This is a genomic window from Streptomyces sp. NPDC058534 (assembly GCF_042717365.1).
Taxonomy (GTDB): domain Bacteria; phylum Actinomycetota; class Actinomycetes; order Streptomycetales; family Streptomycetaceae; genus Streptomyces.
Window position 1 is genome coordinate 110,158 of sequence record NZ_JBHXNW010000009.1, and the last position, 21,680, is coordinate 131,837.

A 21,680-nucleotide genomic window follows, 5' to 3' on the forward strand; every position below is an offset into this window, starting at 1 on the left:
CGCAGAGCTATATCTGCTAAGCCCCCGTTGTGTAGCGGCCTAGCACGCCGCCCTCTCAAGGCGGTAGCGCCGGTTCGAATCCGGTCGGGGGTACGGTGATCTCTCACGAGATGATCGCTAGGGCCCCCGTTGTGTAGCGGCCTAGCACGCCGCCCTCTCAAGGCGGTAGCGCCGGTTCGAATCCGGTCGGGGGTACGAACTGGTCTAAACCACATTGGTCTATGGTGTAATTGGCAGCACGACTGATTCTGGTTCAGTTAGTCTAGGTTCGAGTCCTGGTAGACCAGCTCGGATCTGCGGCGGTGCAGCATTGAACGCTTGCAAGATCCACGCCCCCGTTGTGTAGCGGCCTAGCACGCCGCCCTCTCAAGGCGGTAGCGCCGGTTCGAATCCGGTCGGGGGTACAGGTAGAAGAAGGGGCTTCCGCTTCGGCGGGAGCCCCTTCCGGTCTCTCACTCGATGCCGTACCGCCGCGCGGACTCCTCCTCCTGCGCCAGCCGGTGCAACGCCCGCAGCACGGGCTGGAAGAGCACCGTCGACGCCACCGCCGCCTCCACCTGCTCGGTGTCCGAGGCCCGGGTCTCCATGTGGTCCAGCTCCCGCCGGGCCACCAGGTGCATCAACTCCGCGTACGGCGCCATCTGTTCGGCGTCCCAGGGGTGGTCCAGCCGCCTCAGCGTCGCCACCGCCGCCACCAGTGAACGGTGTACGGGCGACAGGGCGGCCAACTCCCGGGCGGTTTCCCAGCCCAGCAGCTCCAGCAGCCGGTCCACCTCGGCCCGGGCGGCGATCACGGACGGGTCGTCCTCGTCCGGCTCCGGACCCTGCGGCAGCGCCCACAGGGCGGCGCCGAGCCGGATGGTCCGGCCCAGGGAGTCGTCGTCCACATGACCCAGCACCTCCCTGGCCGTCGCCACCGGCACCCGGCCCTCCTGGATCAGCGCCCGCACCAGCCGCAGCCGGCGCAGATGGCCCTCGTCGTACTCGGCCGTGGTCGCGTTGATCTGCCGGCCGGGCGGCAACAGGCCCTCGCGCAGGTAGTACTTGATCGTCGCGGTGGACACACCGCTGCGCTCGCTCAGCTCGGCCAGTCGCATCCCTTGCACCCTTCCTCGGATACCGGCACTATCCAAGCATGGGACGGTTGGAGAGTCCCGCTCACCAACAGGGGGAGGTTCAGATGACGGGCAAGTCCGGCACGGGCACCGCGGTGCGTACCACCGCCGCGGCCGAGGGCGACGTGGTCGTGCTGCTGATCGGCATGCGGATCAACCACTTCTGGGCGGTGCACCACTGGCTGCCGGTACTTCTCGCCATGCCGCGCATGCTCCGCGAACTGGCCAGGAGCCCGGAGCGCGGACTCCTCGGCCACGTCCTGCTGACGGCGTCGCCACGGACGTACTACGTCGTCCAGTACTGGGAGTCCAAGGAGAAGCTCTACCGGTACGCCCACTCGCCCGACGTCTTCCACCACCGGGCGTGGGCCCTCGTCAACCGCAAGGAGCGGGCGGGGAAGGTGCGCGGGCATGTGGGGCTGTGGCACGAGTCGTACATCGTGCCCGAGGGGTCGTACGAGTCGATCTACGCGGACATGCCGGCCTTCGGGCTCGCGGCGGCCCACGGTCAGGTGCCGCTGGAGCGGCGGGGGAAGCGGGCGAAGGACCGGTTCGCGCACCGGTCGGGGCAGCGGGCGGAGACCGGCCAGGAGGCGCCCGAGAGGGCGTGATGGCGGGGGAGGGCCCGCCGTGGCGTTGAGGCGGGCCCGTCCCCGGTCACGCGGGGAGTGACGCCGGTCAGCCTGTGCGGCGCAGCGCCTCCGAGAGGCGGCCGGCGGCGTCGATGATCGCCTGGGCGTGCATCCGGCCCGGGTGGCGCGTCAGGCGCTCGATGGGGCCGGAGACGGACACGGCCGCCACCACGCGGTTGGAGGGGCCGCGCACCGGCGCGGAGACGGACGCGACGCCCGGCTCACGCTCGCCGATGGACTGGGCCCAGCCGCGCCGCCGCACGCCGGACAGCGCCGTCGCCGTGAAGCGGGCGCCCTGGAGGCCGCGGTGCAGGCGCTCCGGCTCCTCCCAGGCCATCAGGATCTGCGCCGAGGAGCCGGCCTTCATGGTGAGCGTGGAGCCGACCGGGACCGTGTCCCTGAGGCCCGACAGACGCTCGGCCGCGGCCACACAGATACGCATGTCGCCCTGGCGGCGGTAGAGCTGAGCGCTCTCGCCCGTGACATCGCGGAGGTGGGTGAGCACCGGGCCCGCGGTGGCCAGCAGACGGTCCTCGCCCGCCGCCGCGGCCAGCTCGGCCAGTCGCGGGCCGAGAATGAAACGGCCCTGCATGTCGCGCGCCACCATGCGGTGGTGTTCCAGCGCCACGGCCAGGCGGTGGGCCGTGGGTCGTGCCAGTCCGGTCGCAGCGACCAATCCCGCGAGGGTGGCCGGGCCGGACTCCAGAGCGCTCAGGACGACGGCCGCCTTGTCCAGAACGCCGACGCCGCTACTGTTGTCCATGAAACGATACTCCCGTCTCACTCTGTGAAACGCAAGTTCAATTTTCCATGGAACGCGCCACCCTGGATGGCACGAAGTCACAACGGCCCGTGACGAAAGGGCCTGGTGGCGGTTGCCCGGAAACACAGGGGTGCGGGCGCCGCTTCCCCAAAGATCTCTAGTTGGGCCGACGCTTCGTCGCCGGCCGGAGGGAAAGCGATGGGTAGGACACTCGCGGAGAAGGTCTGGGACGACCACGTCGTCCGGCGCGCCGAGGGCGAGCCCGACCTCCTCTTCATCGATCTGCACCTGCTGCACGAGGTGACCAGCCCGCAGGCCTTCGACGGCCTCCGCAAGAGCGGCCGCCCGGTGCGGCGGCTCGACCTGACCATCGCCACCGAGGACCACAACACCCCGACACTCGACATCGACAAGCCCATCGCGGACCCGGTCTCCCGGGCCCAGCTGGAGACGCTGCGCAAGAACTGCGCGGATTTCGGCGTCCGGCTGCACCCGCTGGGCGACGTCGAGCAGGGCGTCGTACACGTCGTCGGTCCCCAGCTGGGCCTGACCCAGCCCGGCACCACCGTGGTCTGCGGCGACTCGCACACCTCGACGCACGGCGCCTTCGGCGCGCTGGCCTTCGGCATCGGCACCTCCCAGGTCGAGCACGTGCTGGCCACCCAGACGCTGCCCCTGGCCCGCCCGAAGACCATGGCGATCACCGTCAACGGCGAACTGCCCGACGGCGTCACCGCCAAGGACCTGATCCTCGCGATCATCGCGAAGATCGGCACCGGCGGCGGCCAGGGCTACGTCCTGGAGTACCGGGGCGAGGCCATCGAGAAGCTCTCGATGGAGGCCCGCATGACCATCTGCAACATGTCGATCGAGGCCGGCGCCCGCGCGGGCATGATCGCCCCCGACGCCACCACCTTCGACTACCTCCAGGGCCGCCCGCACGCCCCCGAGGGCGCGGACTGGGACGCGGCGGTCGAGTACTGGAAGACGCTGCGCACGGACGACGACGCCGAGTTCGACGCCGAGGTGGTCGTCGAGGCCGCCGAGCTGTCCCCGTTCGTCACCTGGGGCACCAACCCGGGGCAGGGCGCGCCGCTTTCCGCCGCCGTCCCCGACCCGGCTTCGTACGAAGACGCTTCGGAGCGGTTCGCCGCCGAAAAGGCCCTGGAGTACATGGGGTTGGAGGCCGGTCAGCCGCTGCGCTCCATCAACGTGGACACCGTCTTCGTAGGTTCCTGCACCAACGGCCGCATCGAGGACCTGCGCGCCGCCGCCGAGATCGTCCGGAGCCGCAAAGTCGCCGACGGCGTACGGATGCTGGTCGTCCCGGGCTCCGCGCGGGTGGGCCTCCAGGCCGTCTCCGAGGGCCTGGACGTGGTCTTCAAGGAGGCCGGCGCCGAATGGCGGCACGCGGGCTGCTCGATGTGCCTGGGCATGAACCCGGACCAGCTGGCCCCCGGCGAGCGCTCCGCCTCCACCTCCAACCGCAACTTCGAGGGCCGGCAGGGCAAGGGCGGCCGTACCCACCTGGTGTCGCCGCAGGTCGCGGCCGCGACGGCGGTCCTGGGTCACCTGGCCTCCCCCGCCGACCTGTCCGCCGCCGACGTCCCCACGCCCGCTGGAGTCTGAGTCATGGAAGCATTCACCACGCACACCGGCCGGGCCGTTCCGCTGCGCCGCAGCAACGTCGACACCGACCAGATCATCCCCGCCCACTGGCTCAAGAAGGTGACCCGGGACGGGTTCGAGGACGGGCTGTTCGAGGCCTGGCGCAAGGACGCGTCCTTCGTCCTCAACCAGCCCGAGCGCCAGGGCGCCACGGTCCTGGTGGCCGGCCCCGACTTCGGCACCGGCTCCTCCCGTGAGCACGCCGTCTGGGCGCTGCAGAACTACGGCTTCAAGGCCGTGATCTCCTCCCGTTTCGCCGACATCTTCCGGGGCAACTCGCTGAAGAACGGCCTGCTCACCGTGGTCCTCGACCAGAAGATCGTGGACGCGCTGTGGGAGCTCACCGAGAACGACCCGCAGGCCGAGGTCACGGTCGACCTGGAGGCCCGTGAGGTGCGCGCCGAGGGCATCACCGCCTCCTTCGAGCTGGACGAGAACTCCCGCTGGCGGCTGCTGAACGGGCTGGACGACATCTCGATCACCCTCCAGAACGAGGCGGACATCGCCACGTACGAGGCGAAGCGCCCGTCGTACAAGCCGCAGACCCTCAAGGTCTGACCCGCCGGGGCCCGCGGAGGCTCCGCAAGGTCGAGTTTCGGCCACCCAACACCCCCGCCGTACCCCCGAACAGCCCGATCGGGGGTACGGCCGTTTTCGGGTCCGGCGGCGGGCGCCCGTCACCGGTGAGGCGCACAACTTCCCACGTTAGAGGCATGGTTGCCGGGGTACAGAAGTCCTGGAGGCGCGGCTTCCGGCAGTGCCCGGAAGGCCGTTCGGGGCGGCAGTTGCCCCCTGCGCAGGCGACAACTCGCCCCAGATGGCACAATCTGTGCATGGACCACGACGGCCAACTCGAGCTCTATGCGGCGGTCGCGGTCCGGCTCAAGGAAGCGCACACAAGAGTGCGCGCACTGCAAGTCCCGGAGGGCGTACGGATGGCGCTGACCCGGAAGCTGCTGGTCATTACGGCCGCGGCCAAACACGATCTCGCCGGTGCGGCAAGGCGCCTGGATCGGTTCACCGCCGACCTCGACGAGGGTCGATTCCCCGAAGAGGACGGCTGAACAGGCCGGGGCGGCCCGAGTCCGTTGCGGCACAAGGGTGATTAGCCCGTTTCGTGTTTGATTTGCGGTATATATCTGCCTAACGTGCGAAAAAGCTTGAACAGATTCGTTCTGGCGATGTCTCCGAAGGGGAAGACGTGAACAAGGCGCAGCTCGTAGAAGCGATTGCCGACAAGGTGGGCGGCAGGCAGCAGGCCGCCGACGCCGTCGACGCGGTCCTGGACGCCCTCGTCCGTGCGGTCGTCTCTGGCGACCGGGTCTCGGTCACCGGCTTCGGTTCCTTCGAGAAGGTCGACCGTCCCGCCCGCTACGCCCGCAACCCCCAGACGGGCGAGCGGGTTCGGGTCAAGAAGACCTCGGTGCCGCGCTTCCGCGCGGGTCAGGGCTTCAAGGACCTGGTGAGCGGCTCGAAGAAGCTCCCGAAGAACGACATCGCGGTCAAGAAGGCCCCCAAGGGCAGCCTCTCCGGCCCGTCGGCCACCATCTCCAAGGCCGCGGGCAAGAAGGCCGCCGCCAAGAAGGCCACCGGCGCCGCGAAGAAGGCCACGGCCGCCGCCAAGAAGACCACCGCGGCGGCGAAGAAGACCGCGGCGAAGAAGGCCACCGGAGCGGCGAAGAAGACGACGGCGAAGAAGACCACCGCCAAGAAGTCCGCGGCCAAGACCACCGCGGCGAAGAAGACCGCGGCGAAGAAGGCCCCCGCCAAGAAGGCGACCGCCAAGAAGGCCCCGGCCAAGAAGTCGACCGCCCGCAAGACCACCGCCAAGAAGGCCACCGCCCGCAAGAAGTAGCAGCCGGCGGCAACAGCGGCGGCAGCAGGCGAACAGGGCTCTCACACGCCGGGCCGGACTCCCTCTCGGAGTCCGGCCCGCGGCGTTTTCCCAGGTGGTTCAGAGCGTCTGGAGCGTCACCAGCGTGATCCGGCGGTCCGGGCCCGCCCCCTCCGTCTCGATCCGCACCCGCTGCCCCGGCCGCAGCAGCCGCAGGCCCCCCGCGTCGAACGCCGCCGCGTCGAAGGGCACGGGCGTGCCGTCGTCGAGCAGCACCTGCCCGCTGCGGCTTTCGGGGTCGTACGTGTACGCGGTCGCCTGCATGGCGGCAGCCTACTGCCCGGCGATCAGCAACCGCGCCGCCACCGCCGCCGTTCGGGGCCCCACCCCCAGCGCCAGGGCGGAGCGCAGATCACCGCCGGTGTCGACGTCCTGCCGTACGGAATCCACCGCGCCGAGGGACAGTTCCACCGCGCCGGACGCACGGTGGCGGACCCGGGAATCCGGGCCGAATGCCGGGGACAATTCGACGCCGGGTGCCGCGGTCAGCAAGGTGGTGCCGATTCCGGCCGCGTCCGGGAGAAAAGCGCGCGGGAATTGCCCGGCCGCCGCCAGGACCCGCGCCAATTCCGCCGGCCGCAGCGCGGGGAGATCGGCGTTGAGCGCGGCCACCGGAGTTCCGGGACGTGCGGCGCGGACCGCTGCCGCGCCGTGCGCCAGCGCCGCGTTCAGACCGCCGCGGGGCTCGTCCGTGACGAGGCCCGCGCCCAGCGCCGCCAGCTCCCGTCCGGCCCGTGCGTCGTCCGTGACGACTGCCACATCGCCGACCGCCGGGCAGGCCAGCGCGGCTGCCACGGCGTCCTGTGCGAACGCCAGCGCGAGATCCGGCCGGACCCCGTCGTCCGCGGTGTCCGACAGCCTGCTCTTGGCCCGGGCGAGGGGCTTCACGGGTACGACCAAGGTCCACTGCACGAGCGTTCCGTCCTTCTCTCGTCGCCGTCATTGTCACCTGGGGGACCGGGCGGTTCACCCTCCGGGGCGTACGGTGTTCTCGACAGACGGGCGGCCCGGGGCGACACTTGTCCGGCCCCAGGCCCTGGAGGAAAGGTGTCAGCGTGCCCCGCCGCAGAATCGGCTTCTGGTACCGCCTGGCCGCGGTGATCTGCAAACCGCCGCTCGTGGTTCTGATCAAGCGGGACTGGCGGGGAATGGAGAACATTCCGGCCGACGGCGGATTTATCACCGCCGTGAACCACAATTCGCACGTGGACCCCTTCGCATACGCGCACTACCAGTACAACACCGGGCGCGTCCCCCGATTCCTGGCGAAGAGCGGCCTTTTCAAGAAGGGCTTCGTCGGCGCCGCGATGCGGGGCACCGGACAGATCCCCGTCTACCGCGAAAGCACGGACGCCCTCAGCGCCTTCCGGGCCGCGATCGACGCCGTGGAGCGCGGCGAGTGCGTCGCCTTCTACCCCGAGGGCACCCTCACCCGCGACCCGGACGGCTGGCCGATGACCGCCAAGACCGGTGCCGCGCGCGTCGCCCTGCAGACCAAGTGCCCGGTGATCCCGGTCGCCCAGTGGGGCTGCAACGAACTGCTGCCGCCCTACGCCAAGAAGCCGCACCTCCTCCCGCGCAAGACCCACCAGGTGCTGGCGGGGCCGCCGGTCGACCTCTCGCGGTTCTACGACCGGGAGATGACCGCGGAGCTGCTGAAGGAGGCCACCGAGGTCATCATGGCCGCCGTCACCGGCCACCTGGAGGAGATCCGGGGCGAGAAGGCACCCCAAACCCCCTACGACCCGCGCCGCGAGCGCATCGAGCAGCGGCGCCGTACGCAGTCGCAGACACCGTCGCAGTCGCAGCCGGCGCCGGCACGGACGCGGGGGACGCAGGCAGAAGGGCAGAGCGCGTGAGCAAGCCGGTCAAGGCGGCCGTCTTCGGCACCGGATCGTGGGGCACCGCCTTCGGCATGGTCCTCGCCGACGCGGGGTGCGACGTCACCCTGTGGGGGCGCCGCGCCGACCTCGCCGACGCAGTCAACTCCACCCGGACCAACCCGGACTACCTGCCCGGCGTGGAACTCCCCGCCGGCCTGCGGGCCACCACCGACGCCGCCGAGGCCGCGCGCGACGCCGACTTCACGGTCCTCGCCGTCCCCTCCCAGACGCTGCGCGCGGGCCTCGCCGACTGGACGCCGCTGCTGGCGCCCGGCACGGTCCTGGTGTCGCTGATGAAGGGCGTCGAACTCGGCTCCGCGATGCGGATGAGCGAGGTCGTCGAGGACGTCGCCAAGGTCGGCGCCGAGCGCATCGCCGTGGTCACCGGGCCCAACCTGGCCCGCGAGATCGCCGCCCGCATGCCGGCCGCCGCCGTGGTCGCCTGCCCCGACGAATCCGTCGCCCAGCGCCTCCAGACCGCCTGCCACACGCCGTACTTCCGCCCGTACACCAACACCGACGTCGTCGGCTGCGAACTGGGCGGCGCCGTGAAGAACGTGATCGGGCTGGCCGTCGGCATCGCGGACGGCATGGGCCTGGGCGACAACGCCAAGGGCTCCCTCATCACCCGCGGCCTGGCCGAGACCACCCGCCTCGGGGTCGCCCTCGGCGCCGACCCGCTGACCTTCTCCGGACTGGCCGGGCTCGGCGACCTGGTGGCGACCTGCTCGTCCCCGCTGTCGCGCAACCACACCTTCGGCACCAACCTGGGCAAGGGCATGACCCTGCAGGAGACCATCGCGGTCACCAAGCAGACCGCCGAGGGCGTCAAGTCCTGCGAGTCGGTGCTGGATCTGGCCCGCAGGCACGGCGTCGACATGCCGATCACCGAGACCGTGGTCGCCATCGTGCACGAGGGCAAGCCCCCGGTCGTCGCGGTCAAGGAGCTGATGTCGCGCAGCGCGAAGCCCGAACGACGCTGAGCGACACCGGACCGCACCCCGGGCGCCACCCGCGCCACGCGGCCCCGCCGACGCTGTCTCGCGGCCCTACGGGCGGGTACTCTCGACGCGATATGAGCACCGAGAACCTCCCCCAGAGCCCCGAGCAGCCGCCTCGCAAGCCGCGTGTGGCCGTCGTGTTCGGCGGGCGCAGCTCCGAACACGGGATCTCCGTGGTCACCGCCGGCGCCGTCCTCGCGGCCATCGACCGGACGAAGTACGACGTCCTGCCGATCGGCATCACCAGGGACGGCCGCTGGGCCCTCACCGCCGACGAACCGGAACGCATGGCGATCACCGAGCGCCGTACGCCCGACGTCGAGGAACTGGCCGAGTCGGCCGAGGGCGCCGTGGTGCTGCCCGTCGACCCCGCCAACCGCGAAGTCGTCTACAGCGAACCCGGCGTGGTGCCCAAGGCGCTGGGCGAGGTCGACGTCGTCTTCCCCGTGCTGCACGGCCCGTACGGCGAGGACGGCACCCTCCAGGGACTCCTCGAACTGTCCGGCGTGCCCTACGTCGGCGCGGGCGTGCTCGCCTCGGCCGTCGGCCAGGACAAGGAGTACATGAAGGCGGTGTTCGCCTCCTACGGGCTGAAGGTCGGCCCGTACGCGGTGATCCGGCCCCGCGAGTGGGAGCAGGACCGTTCCGGCGCCCGCCGGAAGATCGTCGACTTCGCCGGCGAGCACGGCTGGCCGCTGTTCGTGAAGCCCGCGCGCGCGGGTTCCTCGATCGGCATCACCAAGGTCGACGACCTCGCCGGACTCGACGAGGCGATCGAGGAGGCCCGGCGCCACGACCCGAAGATCCTGGTCGAGGCGACCCTGCGCGGCCGCGAGATCGAGTGCGGGGTGCTGGAGTTCGAGGACGGCCCCCGGGCCTCCGTCCCCGCCGAGATCCCGCCGCCCTCGGAGCACGCGTACTACGACTTCGAGGCCAAGTACATCGACTCCACCCCCGGCATCGTGCCCGCCCCGCTCACGCCCGAGGAGACCGCCGAGGTCCAGCGGCTCGCCGTGGCGGCGTTCGACGCGGCCTCCTGCGAGGGGCTGGTGCGCGCGGACTTCTTCCTCACCGAGGACGACGAGTTCGTGATCAACGAGATCAACACCATGCCCGGATTCACGCCGATCTCCATGTACCCGCAGATGTGGCGGGCGAGCGGCGTGAGCTACCCGGAGCTGGTGGACCGGCTGGTCCAGGCGGCGCTGCGGCGCCCGACGGGGCTGCGCTGACGTCAGTCGTCCCGCGCACAGCCAGAAGGCGATCCCCTCGGGGGTCGCCTTCTCGCAGTATGATCAGCGGGTTTCCCCGGCCCGCAGGCGGCAGCGCGTTGTCCGGGTTCCGCCACAGCTTGGTGACCGGGGCCCGGGCCGGGAACCGCCGCCGGCCCGCTGTCGTCTGCTGAGGAGCAGCCGGCGGCGGCGATCAACAGTACGAGAGCGAGCGGGCGGAAGGGGGGTCAGAGATGGACCACGGGACAGGTCAGTGTGCGTGTGATGCCGTCCACCTGCTGGACCTTGGCGACCACCATGCGACCGAGTTCGTCGACGGTGTCGGACTGGGCGCGCACGATGACGTCGTAGGGTCCTGTCACGTCCTCGGCCGTGATCACCCCGGGGATCTTGCTGATCGTGTCGGCGACGGTCGACGCCTTGCCGACCTCCGTCTGGATCAGGATGTACGCCTGTACCACGGAACCTCCAGAGCGGCCACGAGGATCATGTGGGGAAAAGGAACGCCACGGTATCGCGTAGCCGCTCTCCGCGGGGAGACCCGTGGGCCGCGGGCCCCGCGCGCCGGGGTGCCGGAATGACACGAGTTGACGATCACGCCGACCGTGGCGACGGTCATTTCGACCGTAACGAGGACAGAGATGACGCGCGACCGGGCACGGACAGAGACAGAAGGGGAGCCAAGGCGATGAAGGGCACTGTTGGTGAGCTGGGGGAGTTCGGGCTCATCAGGGAGCTCACCTCCCGTCTCACCACCACCCCGGCGGTCCGGGTGGGCCCCGGCGACGACGCCGCGGTGGTGGCCGCGCCCGACCGCCGGGTGGTGGCCAGCACCGACATCCTCGTGGAGGGGCGGCACTTCCGCCGGGACTGGTCCACCGCGTACGACGTGGGCCGCAAGGCGGCGGCGCAGAACCTGGCGGACATCGCCGCCATGGGGGCCGTGCCGACCGCGCTCCTGCTCGGCCTGGTCGTACCCGCCGAACTGCCGGTGACCTGGCCGACCGAGCTGATGGACGGACTGCGCGACGAGTGCCAGGTGGCCGGCGCCTCCGTGGTCGGCGGCGACGTGGTGCGCGGCGACACCATCACGGTCTCCATCACCGCGCTGGGCGACCTGCGCAACCAGGAGCCCGTCACCCGGGGCGGCGCCCAGCCCGGCGACCTCGTCGCGGTGACCGGCTGGCTGGGCTGGTCCGCGGCCGGGTTGGCCGTGCTGTCCCGCGGGTTCCGCTCGCCGCGCGCCTTCGTCGAGGCCCACCGGCGCCCCGAGCCGCCGTACCACGCGGGTCCGGCCGCGGCCGGCCTCGGCGCCACCGCCATGTGCGACGTGAGCGACGGGCTCATCGCGGACCTGGGGCACATCGCGGAGGCCAGCAAGGTCAGGATCGACGTCCGCTCGGGCCAGATCGACATCCCGTCCCAGATGAACGACATCGGGCAGGCCGTCGGCGTGGACCCCATGCAGTGGGTGCTCACCGGGGGAGAGGACCACGCGATCGTGGCGACCTTCCCGCCGGACGTGAAGCTGCCCGCCCGCTGGAAGGTCATCGGCGAGGTCCTCAACCCCTCCGCGCTGCCCCAGGTCACCGTCGACGGGGCGCCCTGGACCAGCAAGGGCGGCTGGGACCACTTCGGAGAGGACGTGGAGTCATGACACCGCCCCTGGTCCTCACGGTGGCCGGCTCCGACTCCGGCGGCGGCGCCGGCATCCAGGCCGACCTGAAAACCATGCTCGCCCTCGGCACACACGGCATGAGCGTGCTCACCGCGGTCACCGCGCAGAACTCCCTCGGCGTGCAGGGCGCCTGGGAGCTGCCCGTGGACGCGGTGCGGGCCCAGTACCGCAGCGTCCTCGACGACATCGGCGTCCAGGCGGTCAAGACCGGGATGCTCTCCTCCGCGGAACTGGTCGAGACGGTCGCCGAATTGCTCGGCGGCACGGACGCCCCCGCCGTCGTCGACCCGGTCGGCGTCTCCAAGCACGGGGACGCGCTGCTCGCCGCCTCCGCCCTGGACTCGGTCCGCACCAAGCTGCTGCCGGTGGCCACCGTCGCCACCCCGAACCTCGACGAGGTCGCGCAACTGACCGGCGTAGGCGTCGAGTCGGAGAGCGACCTGCGCCGGGCGGCCGCCGCCCTGCTGGAGTACGGGCCGCGCTGGGCGCTGATCAAGGGCGGCCATCTGCGCGGCGACGCCGTGGACCTGCTCACCGACGGCTCCGAGGAGCACTGGCTGCGCGCCCCGCGCCTCGACAACCGGCACACGCACGGCACGGGCTGCACCCTCGCGTCGGCCATCGCGTGCGGCCTGGCGAAGGGGCGGTCGGTGCCGGAGGCGGTGACGGCGGCGAAGGAGTACGTCACCGGGGCGATCGGGGCCGGGTTCGCGCTCGGCGACGGGATCGGGCCGGTGGATCACGGGTGGGCGCTCGGGTGGGGCACCGCCTGAGCCGCGCGTGGCATCCGAGTACGGCAATAAGTCCGGGCACGGCAAAAAGCCGGTCCACCCGAGGTGGACCGGCTCCCTACAGCGGACCGGGCAGTGGCCGCGCGCTCAGCTGACGCGTCAGCGCGAGACCTTGCCGGCCTTGATGCACGAGGTGCAAGCGTTCACGCGCTTCGGCGTCCCGCCGACCACGGTACGCACGCGCTGGATGTTGGGGTTCCAGCGACGGGACGTACGGCGGTGCGAGTGCGAGATGTTGTTGCCGAAGCCCGGCCCCTTGCCGCAGACGTCGCAGTTGGCAGCCACGGGTCACTCCAAAGACTTCAGATGCACTTACGGTTGATCCCGGCATGCCGGGATCAAGTTCTCGGACTCGCGGTCCGGGAGCTGAGTGGCGGTGCCAGGGGGATGGCCCGATCGGGATCGGGCAACCGGAGCAGCATACAACGACTGCTCCCGTACAACGAAACTACCACGGCAGCTCAGCGGCCCGCCCCGGCCCTCTTGGGCCGGGCACCGGCCCAAGGTCTACGCTGCCAGCCACGTCCGCAGCTCAGGGAGGCACAGGTGGCGCAGGTGCCGCAGAGGTTCTTCGACGCTCTGGCGGTGCGTACCTGGTGCGGTCTGTCGCTGCACGCGCTGGGACGGGCGCGTGAGGAGATCGACGCGATCAACGTCTATCCCGTCGCGGACGGGGACACCGGCACGAACCTCTATCTGACCGTCGAGTCGTCCGTCGCGGCCGTGGAGGCCGTGTTCGCGGCGCACGAGCTGGACGTCGGGGCGCCGGAGGCCACCGACGGCCCCTCGCTGACGGAGGCCGTGGGCGCGATGGCGCACGGAGCGCTGATCGGCGCGCGGGGCAACTCCGGGACGATCCTCGCGCAGCTGCTGCGCGGCATGGCCCAGGTGCTCACCGCGCGGGGTGAGTCCGCGCACACCGAGGGCCCCGGCCTGCGGCTGGCCCTGCGGACCGCCGCCGAGTCCGCCCGGCAGGCCGTGGCCCACCCGGTCGAGGGCACCGTCCTGACCGTCGCCTCCGCCGCCGCCGACGCGGCCGAGGGCGCGGAGGGCGACTGCGCGGAGGTGGCCCGCGCGGCCTACGAGGGCGCCTGCGCGGCGCTCGCCGCCACCCCGGCCCAGCTGCCGGTCCTGGAGCGCGCCGGAGTCGTCGACGCCGGCGGACACGGCCTGGTGACGGTTCTCGGGGCCCTGGTGGAGACGTTCACCGGGCGGGCGCCGGGCCCGGGGGCGGCCACCGTCATCCACGCGCGCGTGGAGCCGCACGCGCGCGTCGCGCCGAACGCGGGCGTCGAGCCGGACGCGTCCCTGGCGCCGGGCGACGAGGCCCTCGCGGGCGAGTGTGCGGCGACGGAGGGTGACCGTGACGGCCCCGCCTTCGAGGTGATCTACCTCCTGGAGGCCGAGGACGCGGCCGTCACGCGGCTGCGGCAGCGGCTCGACGCGCTCGGGGACTCGCTCGTCGTGGTCGGCGGCGACGGACTGTGGAACGTCCACGTGCACGTCGACGACGCGGGCGCCGCCGTCGAGGCGGGCGTCGAGGCCGGGCGGCCGTACCGGATCCGCATCACCCACTTCGGGCACGGCGACGCCCACACCGCCGGGACCGGGCGCCCGCCCAGGGAACGCAGCCGCCGCGCGGTGGTGGCCGTCGTGCCGGGGGAGGGGCTGGCGGGACTGTACGCCGAGGCCGGCGCGACCACCCTGCTCGCCCGCCCCGGGGAGCCGCCCGCCAGCGGGGAGCTGGTCCAGGCCGTACGGCGGGCGCACGCGCGCGAGGTCGTCCTGCTGCCCAACGACGCCGAGCTGCGCCACACCGCCGCCGCGGCGGCCGAGCAGGCCCGTACCGAGGGCGTCAGGGTCGCCCTCATCCCCACCCGCTCCGCGGTCCAGGGCATCGCCGCGCTCGCCGTGCACGAGCCCGAGCGGCGCTTCGACGAGGACGTGGTGGCGATGACCTCCGCGGCCGGCGCCACCCGCTACGCCGAGGTCACCGTCGCCGAACGCCAGTCCTGGACCACGGCCGGCATCTGCCAGGCCGGTGACGTGCTCGGCCTCATCGACGGCGACGTGGCCGTGATCGGCGCCGATGTCACGGAGGTCGCGGCGACCGTCCTGGACCGGATGCTCTCGGCCGGCGGCGAGCTGGTCACCCTCGTCCTCGGCGACGAGGCGCCCGGGACCGTCACCGAGCACCTGGAGGCCCGGGTCCGCGAGGCGTATCTCGCCGTCGACACCGTGGTCCACCGGGGCGGCCGGCAGGGCGCCCTGCTGCTGGTCGGCGTGGAGTAGTACGGCGCTTCCCGCGACCGTTGTCAGTGGCGTGGTGTGCAATGGATCTCGTGCCCGCACTGCGAGAACCCCTGAAGAAGGTGCTCGGCCCCGCCACCGCGAAGGTGATGGCCGAGCACCTCGGCCTGCACACCGTCGGCGACCTCCTCCACCACTACCCCCGCAGATACGAGGAGCGCGGCCAGCTCACCCACCTCGCCGACCTGCCCATGGACGAGCACGTCACGGTGGTGGCCCAGGTCGCCGACGCCCGGCTGCACACCTTCGCCTCGTCCAAGGCCCCGCGCGGCAAGGGACAGCGCCTCGAAGTGACCATCACGGACGGCAGCGGCCGTCTCCAACTGGTCTTCTTCGGCAACGGCGTCCACAAGCCCCACAAGGAACTCCTGCCGGGCACCCGCGCGATGTTCGCCGGCAAGGTCTCCGTCTTCAACCGCCGACTGCAACTGGCCCATCCCGCCTACGAGTTGCTGCGCTCCGACAGCGACAGCGACAGCGACAGCGACAGCGACAGCGACGGCGGCGCGAACGAGAGCGTCGAGTCGTGGGCCGGAGCCCTCATCCCGCTCTACCCGGCCACCGCCAAACTGGAGTCCTGGAAGATCGGCAAGGCGATTCAGACGGTGCTGCCGAGCGCCCAGGAGGCCGTCGACCCCCTCCCCGGTTCCCTGCGCGAGGGCCGGGGCCTGGTCTCCCTGCCCGAGGCCCTCCTCAAGATCCACCGCCCGCACACCAAGGCCGACATCGACGACGCCCGCGCCCGCCTGAAGTGGGACGAGGCGTTCGTCCTCCAGGTCGCCCTCGCCCGCCGCCGGCACGCCGAGACCCAACTCCCCGCCGTCCCCAGGAAACCCGTCCCGGGCGGCCTGCTCACCGGCTTCGACGACCGCCTCCCCTTCACCCTCACCGACGGCCAGCGGAAGGTCTCCCGCGAGATCTTCGACGACCTCGCCACCGACCACCCGATGCACCGGCTGCTCCAGGGGGAGGTGGGCAGCGGAAAGACGTTGGTTGCCCTGCGCGCCATGCTCACCGTCGTCGACGCGGGAGGGCAGGCCGTGATGCTCGCGCCCACCGAGGTGCTCGCCCAGCAGCACCACAGGTCGGTCGTCGAGATGATGGGCGAGCTGGCCGAGGGAGGCATGCTGGGCGGCGCCGAGCACGCCACCAAGGTGGTGCTGCTCACCGGGTCCATGGGCGCCGCCGCCCGCCGGCACGCTCTGCTCGACCTGGCCACCGGCGAGGCCGGCATCGTCATCGGCACCCACGCGCTGATCGAGGACAAGGTGCGGTTCCACGACCTCGGCCTGGTCGTCGTCGACGAACAGCACCGCTTCGGCGTCGAGCAGCGCGACGCCCTGCGCGGCAAGGGGAAGCAGCCCCCGCACCTGCTCGTCATGACCGCCACCCCGATCCCGCGCACCGTCGCCATGACCGTCTTCGGCGACCTGGAGACCTCGGTCCTGGACCAGCTCCCGGCCGGCCGGTCCCCGATCGCCAGCCATGTCGTCCCGGCCGCCGACAAACCCCACTTCCTCTCCCGGGCCTGGGAGCGGGTCCGCGAGGAGGTGTCGGGCGGCCACCAGGCGTACGTCGTCTGCCCGCGCATCGGCGACGAGGAAGACGACCCCGGCAAGAAGGGCGCCCAGCGGAAGTCGCCCGAGGACGACGCCGAGAAGCGGCCCCCGCTCGCCGTCCTCGACATCGCCGAGCAGCTGGCGAAGGGCCCCTTGCAGGGCCTCAAGGTCGAGATCCTGCACGGCCGTATGCCGCCCGACGACAAGGACGCGGTCATGCGCCGCTTCGCCGCCGGGGAGACCGGCGTCCTGGTCGCCACGACCGTCATCGAGGTCGGCGTCAACGTCCCCAACGCCACCGCGATGGTGATCATGGACGCGGACCGCTTCGGCGTCTCCCAGCTGCACCAGCTGCGCGGCCGGGTCGGTCGCGGCTCCGCCGCCGGTCTGTGCCTGCTGGTCACCGAGATGCCCGAGGCGAGCGCGGCCCGGCAGCGGCTGAACGCGGTCGCAGGCACCCTCGACGGCTTCGAGCTCTCCCGCATCGACCTCGAACAGCGCCGGGAGGGCGACGTCCTCGGCCAGGCCCAGTCCGGTGCCCGCACCTCCCTGCGCGTCCTCGCCGTCATCGAGGACGAGGAGATCATCGCGGAGGCGAGACAGGAGGCGGCGGCCCTGGTCGCCACCGACCCGGAGCTGACCGGCCTGCCCGGCCTGCGGACGGCCCTGGAGGCTCTGTTGGACGAGGAGAGGGAGCAGTACCTGGAGAAGGGCTGAGCATCGCCCACCCAGGGGCGCGGGGCTGTGTCGAGGTGCGGCTCCGCCGCGTGGGCGCGACCAGCCACAACGACGCGGTACCCGCCCAACAACACAAGGCGCCCCCCGCCCCCGCCTGCCAGACTGAACTGAACGCACCCCATCACCAAGGACCTCAGATGACCCGCGTGATCGCAGGTAAGGCCGGCGGACGTCGCCTGGCCGTCCCGCCAGGGACCGGCACCCGCCCCACCTCCGACCGCGCGCGCGAGGGCCTCTTCTCCACGTGGCAGTCCCTGCTCGGCGGCCCGCTGGACGGCGAGCGGGTCCTCGACCTGTACGCCGGTTCCGGCGCCGTCGGCCTGGAGGCGCTGTCCCGGGGCGCGGGGCACGTCCTGCTCGTCGAGGCCGACGCCCGCGCCGCCCGCACCGTCCGGGACAACGTCAAAGCGCTCGGCCTGCCCGGCGCCGAGGTCCGGGCGGGCAAGGCGGAGCAGACCATCCGCACCCCCGCCCCCGCGGAGCCGTACGACATCGTCTTCCTGGACCCGCCGTACGCCGTCTCCGACGACGATCTTCGGGAGATCCTGCTCACACTCCGTACCGAGGGCTGGCTCGCCGGGGAAGCTCTCGTCACCGTGGAGCGCAGCACCAGAGGCGGGAAATTCGGCTGGCCGGACGGCTTCGAGGCGATCCGTGCCCGCCGCTACGGCGAGGGAACGTTTTGGTACGGTCGCGCCGCCTCAACGTGCGAAGACGCACGATGACCGGACCGGAGAGCGAGGGAATTCAAGTGCGCCGTGCCGTCTGTCCCGGGTCGTTCGACCCGATCACCAACGGACACCTCGACATCATCGCCCGGGCCTCCAGCCTCTACGACGAGGTCTACGTCGCCGTGATGATCAACCAGGCGAAGAAGGGCCTGTTCGAGATCGAGGAGCGGATCGACCTCATCCGCCAGGTCACCGCCGAGTACGGCAACGTGCGCGTGGAGTCCTTCCACGGCCTCCTCGTCGACTTCTGCAAGCAGCGCGAGATCCCGGCCATCGTCAAGGGCCTGCGCGCGGTCAGCGACTTCGACTACGAACTGCAGATGGCCCAGATGAACAACGGCCTCTCGGGCGTGGAGACCCTCTTCATCCCCACCAACCCCACCTACAGCTTCCTGTCCTCCTCCCTGGTCAAGGAGGTCGCGACCTGGGGCGGCGACGTGTCCCACCTGGTGCCGCCGCTGGTCCTCGAAGTCCTCTCCGAGCGGCTGAAGAAGCACTGAACTCCCCGCCGTACCGCCTCCGGAGACTGACAGTCCGTCACCCGGTGTCCCCGGGACACCCCAGGGTCGTACAGTCGTCCCGTCCGTCTCCAACACAGCTGTAGAGAGTGGCGAGCACACGGTGGACGTCCAGAAGAAGCTCGACGAGATCACCGCGATGGTCTCCGGGGCCCGCGCCATGCCCATGTCGGCCTCGTGTGTGGTCAACCGCGCCGAACTGCTCTCGACGCTGGAGGAGCTGCGCGCCGAGCTGCCCGGCTCGCTCGCCCAGGCCCAGGAACTGCTCGGCGGCCGGGAGCAGATGGTCGCGCAGGCCCGCCAGGAGGCCGACCGGATCATCGAGACCGCGCACGCCGAGCGCGGCTCCCTGATCGCCGACACCGAGGTCGCCCGCCGCTCCCAGACCGAGGCCGACCGGATCCTCACCGAGGCCCGCCAGGAGGCCGAGGAGGTCCGCGCCGAGGCCGACGACTACGTCGACTCCAAGCTCGCCAACTTCGAGGTCGTCCTCACCAAGACCCTCGGCTCGGTGGGCCGCGGCCGCGAGAAGCTGCTCGGCACCGGACCCGGCCTCGACGAGAACGGCTACGAGGACGAGGACGCCCCCGAGCGCAGCCACGACCCTCAGACCCTGCGCCGCGACGCCGACGCCTACGTCGACACCAAGCTCGGCGCCTTCGAGGCGGTGCTGGCCAAGACCCTGGACGCGGTCGGCCGGGGCCGCCAGAAGCTGCACGGCCGGATCGCCAGCGACGACCTCGGCGCCCTCGCCGACGACTCCACCACCGTCCAGCACTCCAGCGACGCCGACTACCTGGCCGGTCTCGCCGCCCTCTCGGACGCCCCCGCCGAGCAGCCCCGGCAGCCCGGGTACGGCGAGCCGCAGCCGGCCGCGGCCCAGGTGCCGGCCCAGGCCGTGCCGGACATGCCCACGCAGGATCCGGCGTACGGCTACGCACAACAGCAGCCCGATCCGTACGCCGCCTACCAGCAGGCCTACGGCGCCGGGCAGGACCCGTACGGCTACCAGCAGCAGCCGGGCGATCCCTACGCCTATCAGGGCTACGACGCCCAGCAGCAGGCCTACGACGCACAGCACGGCTACGCCCAGCCCCAGCAAGCGCAGCAGCCCCCGCAGCCCCAGCAGCCCCCGCAGGTCCAGCCGCAGGCGCTCGACGAGACCAGCCTCTTCGACACCGGCATGATCAGCGCCGAACAGCTCAGGGCCTATGAACAGGGCCGCGGAGTCTAGGGCCGTCCCACGGGCCCCGCAGGTCCGGATTGGGCCGTGAGCGAATGGTCCAGTATCCTGGCTCTTCGGTCGCGCGTACGTCCGCGATCGCCGCTGCCCTGAGAACACCGAAGGGCGGCATCCCCGAGCTACGAAGACCGAAAGCAGGAATGGTTCTGAACGCGCGCCTCGACCACCGCGACCCCCTCGTGTTCGACACGCACGAGCTGGGACGGCGGCCCGGTGCGCTCCAGCGCCTGACCCGCACGGTCGACGCTCCCAAGGACTTCGGTGTCCAGGGAGTCATCGGAGTGCCGGAAGGCGCCCCGGTGGAACTCGATCTCCGACTCGAGTCGGTCATGGAAGGGGTGCTCGTCACAGGCACCGCCCGTGCCACGGCCGAGGGGGAGTGCGTAAGGTGTCTGGAGCCGCTTGAGCAGCAGCTCGTAGCGGACTTCCAGGAGTTGTTCTCGTACCCTGACGCCGACGACCGGGGCCGCCCTGCGGCGGAACCGGGCGACGACGCCGAGGACGACGAGGACAGGCTCTTCATCGAGGACGGTCTGATCGGCCTCGAAGCCGTGCTGCGCGACGCGGTGGTGCTCGCACTGCCGATGCAGCCGGTGTGCCGGGAAGACTGCCCGGGTCTGTGCTCCGAGTGCGGAGTACGCCTGGCGGACCACCCGGACCACCACCACGACGCCGCCGACATCCGTTGGGCGGCATTGCAGGGACTCGCCGGTTCACTCGAAGACGGCGAGAAGGACGAGATGAGCGGCGACGCGCCAGGATCCGCGGACGCCGCCGAGAAGCAGGAGAAGTAGCCGTGGCTGTTCCGAAGCGGAAGATGTCGCGCAGCAACACGCGCCACCGCCGGTCGCAGTGGAAGGCTGCGGTCCCCACCCTGGTTGCGTGCGAGCGCTGCCACGAGCCCAAGCAGCAGCACATCGCGTGCCCGTCTTGCGGCACTTACAACAAGCGCCAGGTCCTCGAGGTCTGAGCGGCTGGTGAGAGGCACTGTGTCAGTCCCCAAGAAGGCGGAAGACGCCAAGGCGGACCCACCCGCCAAGAAGAAGGCGGACACCCAGGCCTCGTCCCACACGCTTCTGGAAGGGCGGCTCGGCTACCAGCTCGAGTCCGCCCTTCTGGTGCGTGCACTGACCCACCGTTCCTACGCGTACGAGAACGGCGGTCTGCCGACGAACGAGCGGCTGGAGTTCCTCGGTGACTCCGTCCTCGGCCTCGTCGTCACGGACACGCTGTACCGCACCCACCCCGATCTGCCCGAGGGCCAGCTGGCCAAGCTCCGGGCCGCGGTGGTCAACTCGCGTGCGCTGGCGGAGGTGGGCCGCGGGCTCGAACTGGGCTCCTTCATCCGGCTCGGCCGCGGTGAAGAGGGCACGGGCGGCCGGGACAAGGCGTCCATCCTCGCCGACACCCTCGAAGCGGTGATCGGCGCGGTCTATCTCGACCAGGGCCTCGACGCGGCCTCCGAACTGGTGCACCGCCTGTTCGACCCGCTGATCGAGAAGTCCTCCAACCTCGGTGCCGGCCTGGACTGGAAGACCAGCCTCCAGGAACTCACCGCGACCGAAGGGCTCGGTGTCCCCGAGTACCTGGTCACGGAGACCGGCCCGGACCACGAGAAGACCTTCACTGCTGCCGCCCGCGTCGGAGGCGTCTCGTACGGCACCGGCACCGGCCGCAGCAAGAAGGAGGCGGAGCAGCAGGCCGCGGAATCCGCGTGGCGGTCCATCCGGGCCGCGGCGGACGAGCGGGCCAAGGAAGCGGCGGCCACGCCGGCCCCCGAAGCCGCTGAAGCCGCCGACGCACCGTCGGCCTCCGCCTGACCCACCGCACGTCGCGGTCGCCCCCCCCCGACAACCGGGGGGGGGGGTGGGGCGGCCCCCCCGCCCGACCCGCCCCCCCCCGGGGTGTCGAGCCCCGGGTTGGC

Annotated in this window: 24 protein-coding genes and 4 tRNA genes; 22 read left to right on the top strand and 6 right to left on the bottom strand. The window is 71.6% G+C overall.

Features of this window, described 5'->3' with window-relative positions:
• Positions 1-20: 20 nt before the first annotated feature.
• The 4 genes from ACFWR9_RS07720 to ACFWR9_RS07735 all read left to right on the top strand — a co-directional run bounded on the left by ACFWR9_RS07720 (position 21) and on the right by ACFWR9_RS07735 (position 404).
• Positions 21-93, top strand: a tRNA-Glu gene (locus tag ACFWR9_RS07720).
• Between the two features lie 29 nt (positions 94-122).
• Positions 123-195, top strand: a tRNA-Glu gene (locus ACFWR9_RS07725).
• Positions 196-215: 20 nt separating this feature from the next.
• A tRNA-Gln gene (locus ACFWR9_RS07730) sits at positions 216-287 on the top strand.
• Positions 288-331: 44 nt separating this feature from the next.
• A tRNA-Glu gene (locus ACFWR9_RS07735) sits at positions 332-404 on the top strand.
• Positions 405-452: 48 nt separating this feature from the next.
• Here ACFWR9_RS07735 and ACFWR9_RS07740 read toward each other — a convergent pair.
• Positions 453-1,097, bottom strand: a complete 645-nt coding sequence (locus ACFWR9_RS07740; RefSeq protein ID WP_383837095.1) for a MerR family transcriptional regulator — start codon at positions 1,095-1,097, stop codon at positions 453-455.
• 83 nt (positions 1,098-1,180) lie between these two features.
• Between ACFWR9_RS07740 and ACFWR9_RS07745 the strand changes: the two genes are divergently transcribed.
• Entirely contained in the window at positions 1,181-1,726 is a 546-nt protein-coding gene (locus ACFWR9_RS07745; protein WP_383837098.1) for a DUF4188 domain-containing protein, read from the top strand.
• Positions 1,727-1,793: 67 nt separating this feature from the next.
• Here the strand turns inward: ACFWR9_RS07745 and ndgR are convergent, their stop codons facing one another.
• Positions 1,794-2,510 carry an IclR family transcriptional regulator NdgR gene (ndgR, locus tag ACFWR9_RS07750; protein ID WP_234960216.1) on the bottom strand — a complete coding sequence of 239 codons (717 nt, stop codon included), beginning with the start codon at positions 2,508-2,510 and terminating at the stop codon, positions 1,794-1,796.
• A gap of 198 nt (positions 2,511-2,708) precedes the next feature.
• Between ndgR and leuC the strand changes: the two genes are divergently transcribed.
• The 4 genes from leuC to ACFWR9_RS07770 all read left to right on the top strand — a co-directional run bounded on the left by leuC (position 2,709) and on the right by ACFWR9_RS07770 (position 6,033).
• Positions 2,709-4,139, top strand: coding sequence for a 3-isopropylmalate dehydratase large subunit (gene leuC, locus ACFWR9_RS07755; RefSeq protein ID WP_383837102.1), 1,431 nt, complete (start codon positions 2,709-2,711; stop codon positions 4,137-4,139).
• Positions 4,140-4,142: 3 nt separating this feature from the next.
• Complete coding sequence (gene leuD / locus ACFWR9_RS07760) at positions 4,143-4,736, top strand: 3-isopropylmalate dehydratase small subunit (protein WP_383837105.1); 594 nt, start codon at positions 4,143-4,145, stop codon at positions 4,734-4,736.
• Between the two features lie 275 nt (positions 4,737-5,011).
• Entirely contained in the window at positions 5,012-5,242 is a 231-nt protein-coding gene (locus tag ACFWR9_RS07765; RefSeq protein WP_122617654.1) for a hypothetical protein, read from the top strand.
• Positions 5,243-5,379: 137 nt separating this feature from the next.
• Complete coding sequence (locus ACFWR9_RS07770; protein ID WP_383837108.1) at positions 5,380-6,033, top strand: HU family DNA-binding protein; 654 nt, start codon at positions 5,380-5,382, stop codon at positions 6,031-6,033.
• A gap of 99 nt (positions 6,034-6,132) precedes the next feature.
• On the opposite strand, the gene ACFWR9_RS07775 is transcribed toward ACFWR9_RS07770, so the two are convergent.
• Both ACFWR9_RS07775 and cofC read right to left on the bottom strand, forming a co-directional pair.
• The gene (locus ACFWR9_RS07775; RefSeq protein ID WP_383837112.1) at positions 6,133-6,336 is read right to left on the bottom strand and encodes a hypothetical protein; all 204 of its coding nucleotides are present in this window, start codon (positions 6,334-6,336) and stop codon (positions 6,133-6,135) included.
• A 9-nt stretch (positions 6,337-6,345) separates the two neighbouring features.
• Complete coding sequence (gene cofC, locus ACFWR9_RS07780) at positions 6,346-6,984, bottom strand: 2-phospho-L-lactate guanylyltransferase (protein ID WP_383837115.1); 639 nt, start codon at positions 6,982-6,984, stop codon at positions 6,346-6,348.
• A gap of 143 nt (positions 6,985-7,127) precedes the next feature.
• On the opposite strand from cofC, the gene ACFWR9_RS07785 reads away from it, so the two are divergent.
• The 3 genes from ACFWR9_RS07785 to ACFWR9_RS07795 all read left to right on the top strand — a co-directional run bounded on the left by ACFWR9_RS07785 (position 7,128) and on the right by ACFWR9_RS07795 (position 10,188).
• Positions 7,128-7,931: a lysophospholipid acyltransferase family protein gene (locus ACFWR9_RS07785; protein WP_383837118.1), complete on the top strand. Its 804-nt coding sequence runs from the start codon at positions 7,128-7,130 to the stop codon at positions 7,929-7,931.
• Positions 7,928-8,938 carry an NAD(P)H-dependent glycerol-3-phosphate dehydrogenase gene (locus tag ACFWR9_RS07790; RefSeq protein ID WP_383837121.1) on the top strand — a complete coding sequence of 337 codons (1,011 nt, stop codon included), beginning with the start codon at positions 7,928-7,930 and terminating at the stop codon, positions 8,936-8,938. Before ACFWR9_RS07785 ends, ACFWR9_RS07790 begins: the two co-directional genes overlap by 4 nt.
• A gap of 92 nt (positions 8,939-9,030) precedes the next feature.
• On the top strand, positions 9,031-10,188 hold the full coding sequence (locus ACFWR9_RS07795; protein ID WP_383837124.1) for a D-alanine--D-alanine ligase family protein: 1,158 nt from the start codon (positions 9,031-9,033) through the stop codon (positions 10,186-10,188).
• A 227-nt stretch (positions 10,189-10,415) separates the two neighbouring features.
• On the opposite strand, the gene ACFWR9_RS07800 is transcribed toward ACFWR9_RS07795, so the two are convergent.
• Positions 10,416-10,649 (bottom strand): Lrp/AsnC ligand binding domain-containing protein, encoded by a 234-nt coding sequence (locus ACFWR9_RS07800; protein WP_383837127.1) that lies wholly within the window; start codon positions 10,647-10,649, stop codon positions 10,416-10,418.
• 227 nt (positions 10,650-10,876) lie between these two features.
• Between ACFWR9_RS07800 and ACFWR9_RS07805 the strand changes: the two genes are divergently transcribed.
• Both ACFWR9_RS07805 and thiD read left to right on the top strand, forming a co-directional pair.
• Complete coding sequence (locus tag ACFWR9_RS07805) at positions 10,877-11,845, top strand: thiamine-phosphate kinase (protein WP_383837130.1); 969 nt, start codon at positions 10,877-10,879, stop codon at positions 11,843-11,845.
• Complete coding sequence (gene thiD / locus ACFWR9_RS07810; protein WP_383837133.1) at positions 11,842-12,639, top strand: bifunctional hydroxymethylpyrimidine kinase/phosphomethylpyrimidine kinase; 798 nt, start codon at positions 11,842-11,844, stop codon at positions 12,637-12,639. The genes ACFWR9_RS07805 and thiD overlap by 4 nt, the downstream gene beginning before the upstream one ends.
• A 117-nt stretch (positions 12,640-12,756) precedes the next feature.
• On the opposite strand, the gene rpmB is transcribed toward thiD, so the two are convergent.
• Entirely contained in the window at positions 12,757-12,942 is a 186-nt protein-coding gene (gene rpmB / locus ACFWR9_RS07815) for a 50S ribosomal protein L28 (RefSeq protein WP_003993230.1), read from the bottom strand.
• Between the two features lie 261 nt (positions 12,943-13,203).
• Here rpmB and ACFWR9_RS07820 point away from each other — a divergent pair, with 261 nt between their 5' ends.
• From ACFWR9_RS07820 to rnc, 8 genes are all read left to right on the top strand, one after another.
• Complete coding sequence (locus ACFWR9_RS07820) at positions 13,204-14,949, top strand: DAK2 domain-containing protein (RefSeq protein WP_383837136.1); 1,746 nt, start codon at positions 13,204-13,206, stop codon at positions 14,947-14,949.
• 41 nt (positions 14,950-14,990) lie between these two features.
• On the top strand, positions 14,991-17,243 hold the full coding sequence (recG, locus tag ACFWR9_RS07825) for an ATP-dependent DNA helicase RecG (protein ID WP_383837139.1): 2,253 nt from the start codon (positions 14,991-14,993) through the stop codon (positions 17,241-17,243).
• A 50-nt stretch (positions 17,244-17,293) separates the two neighbouring features.
• Positions 17,294-17,989, top strand: coding sequence for a 16S rRNA (guanine(966)-N(2))-methyltransferase RsmD (rsmD, locus tag ACFWR9_RS07830; RefSeq protein WP_383837142.1), 696 nt, complete (start codon positions 17,294-17,296; stop codon positions 17,987-17,989).
• Between the two features lie 26 nt (positions 17,990-18,015).
• Entirely contained in the window at positions 18,016-18,495 is a 480-nt protein-coding gene (gene coaD / locus ACFWR9_RS07835) for a pantetheine-phosphate adenylyltransferase (RefSeq protein ID WP_383837199.1), read from the top strand.
• 121 nt (positions 18,496-18,616) lie between these two features.
• A complete protein-coding gene (locus ACFWR9_RS07840; RefSeq protein WP_383837145.1) occupies positions 18,617-19,747 on the top strand; it encodes a cell division initiation protein in 1,131 nt (376 codons plus the stop codon).
• 149 nt (positions 19,748-19,896) lie between these two features.
• On the top strand, positions 19,897-20,550 hold the full coding sequence (locus tag ACFWR9_RS07845; RefSeq protein ID WP_383837148.1) for a YceD family protein: 654 nt from the start codon (positions 19,897-19,899) through the stop codon (positions 20,548-20,550).
• Between the two features lie 2 nt (positions 20,551-20,552).
• Positions 20,553-20,726, top strand: a complete 174-nt coding sequence (gene rpmF, locus ACFWR9_RS07850; RefSeq protein WP_003951102.1) for a 50S ribosomal protein L32 — start codon at positions 20,553-20,555, stop codon at positions 20,724-20,726.
• A gap of 7 nt (positions 20,727-20,733) precedes the next feature.
• Entirely contained in the window at positions 20,734-21,576 is an 843-nt protein-coding gene (gene rnc / locus ACFWR9_RS07855; RefSeq protein ID WP_383837151.1) for a ribonuclease III, read from the top strand.
• The last annotated feature ends 104 nt before the right edge of the window (positions 21,577-21,680 follow it).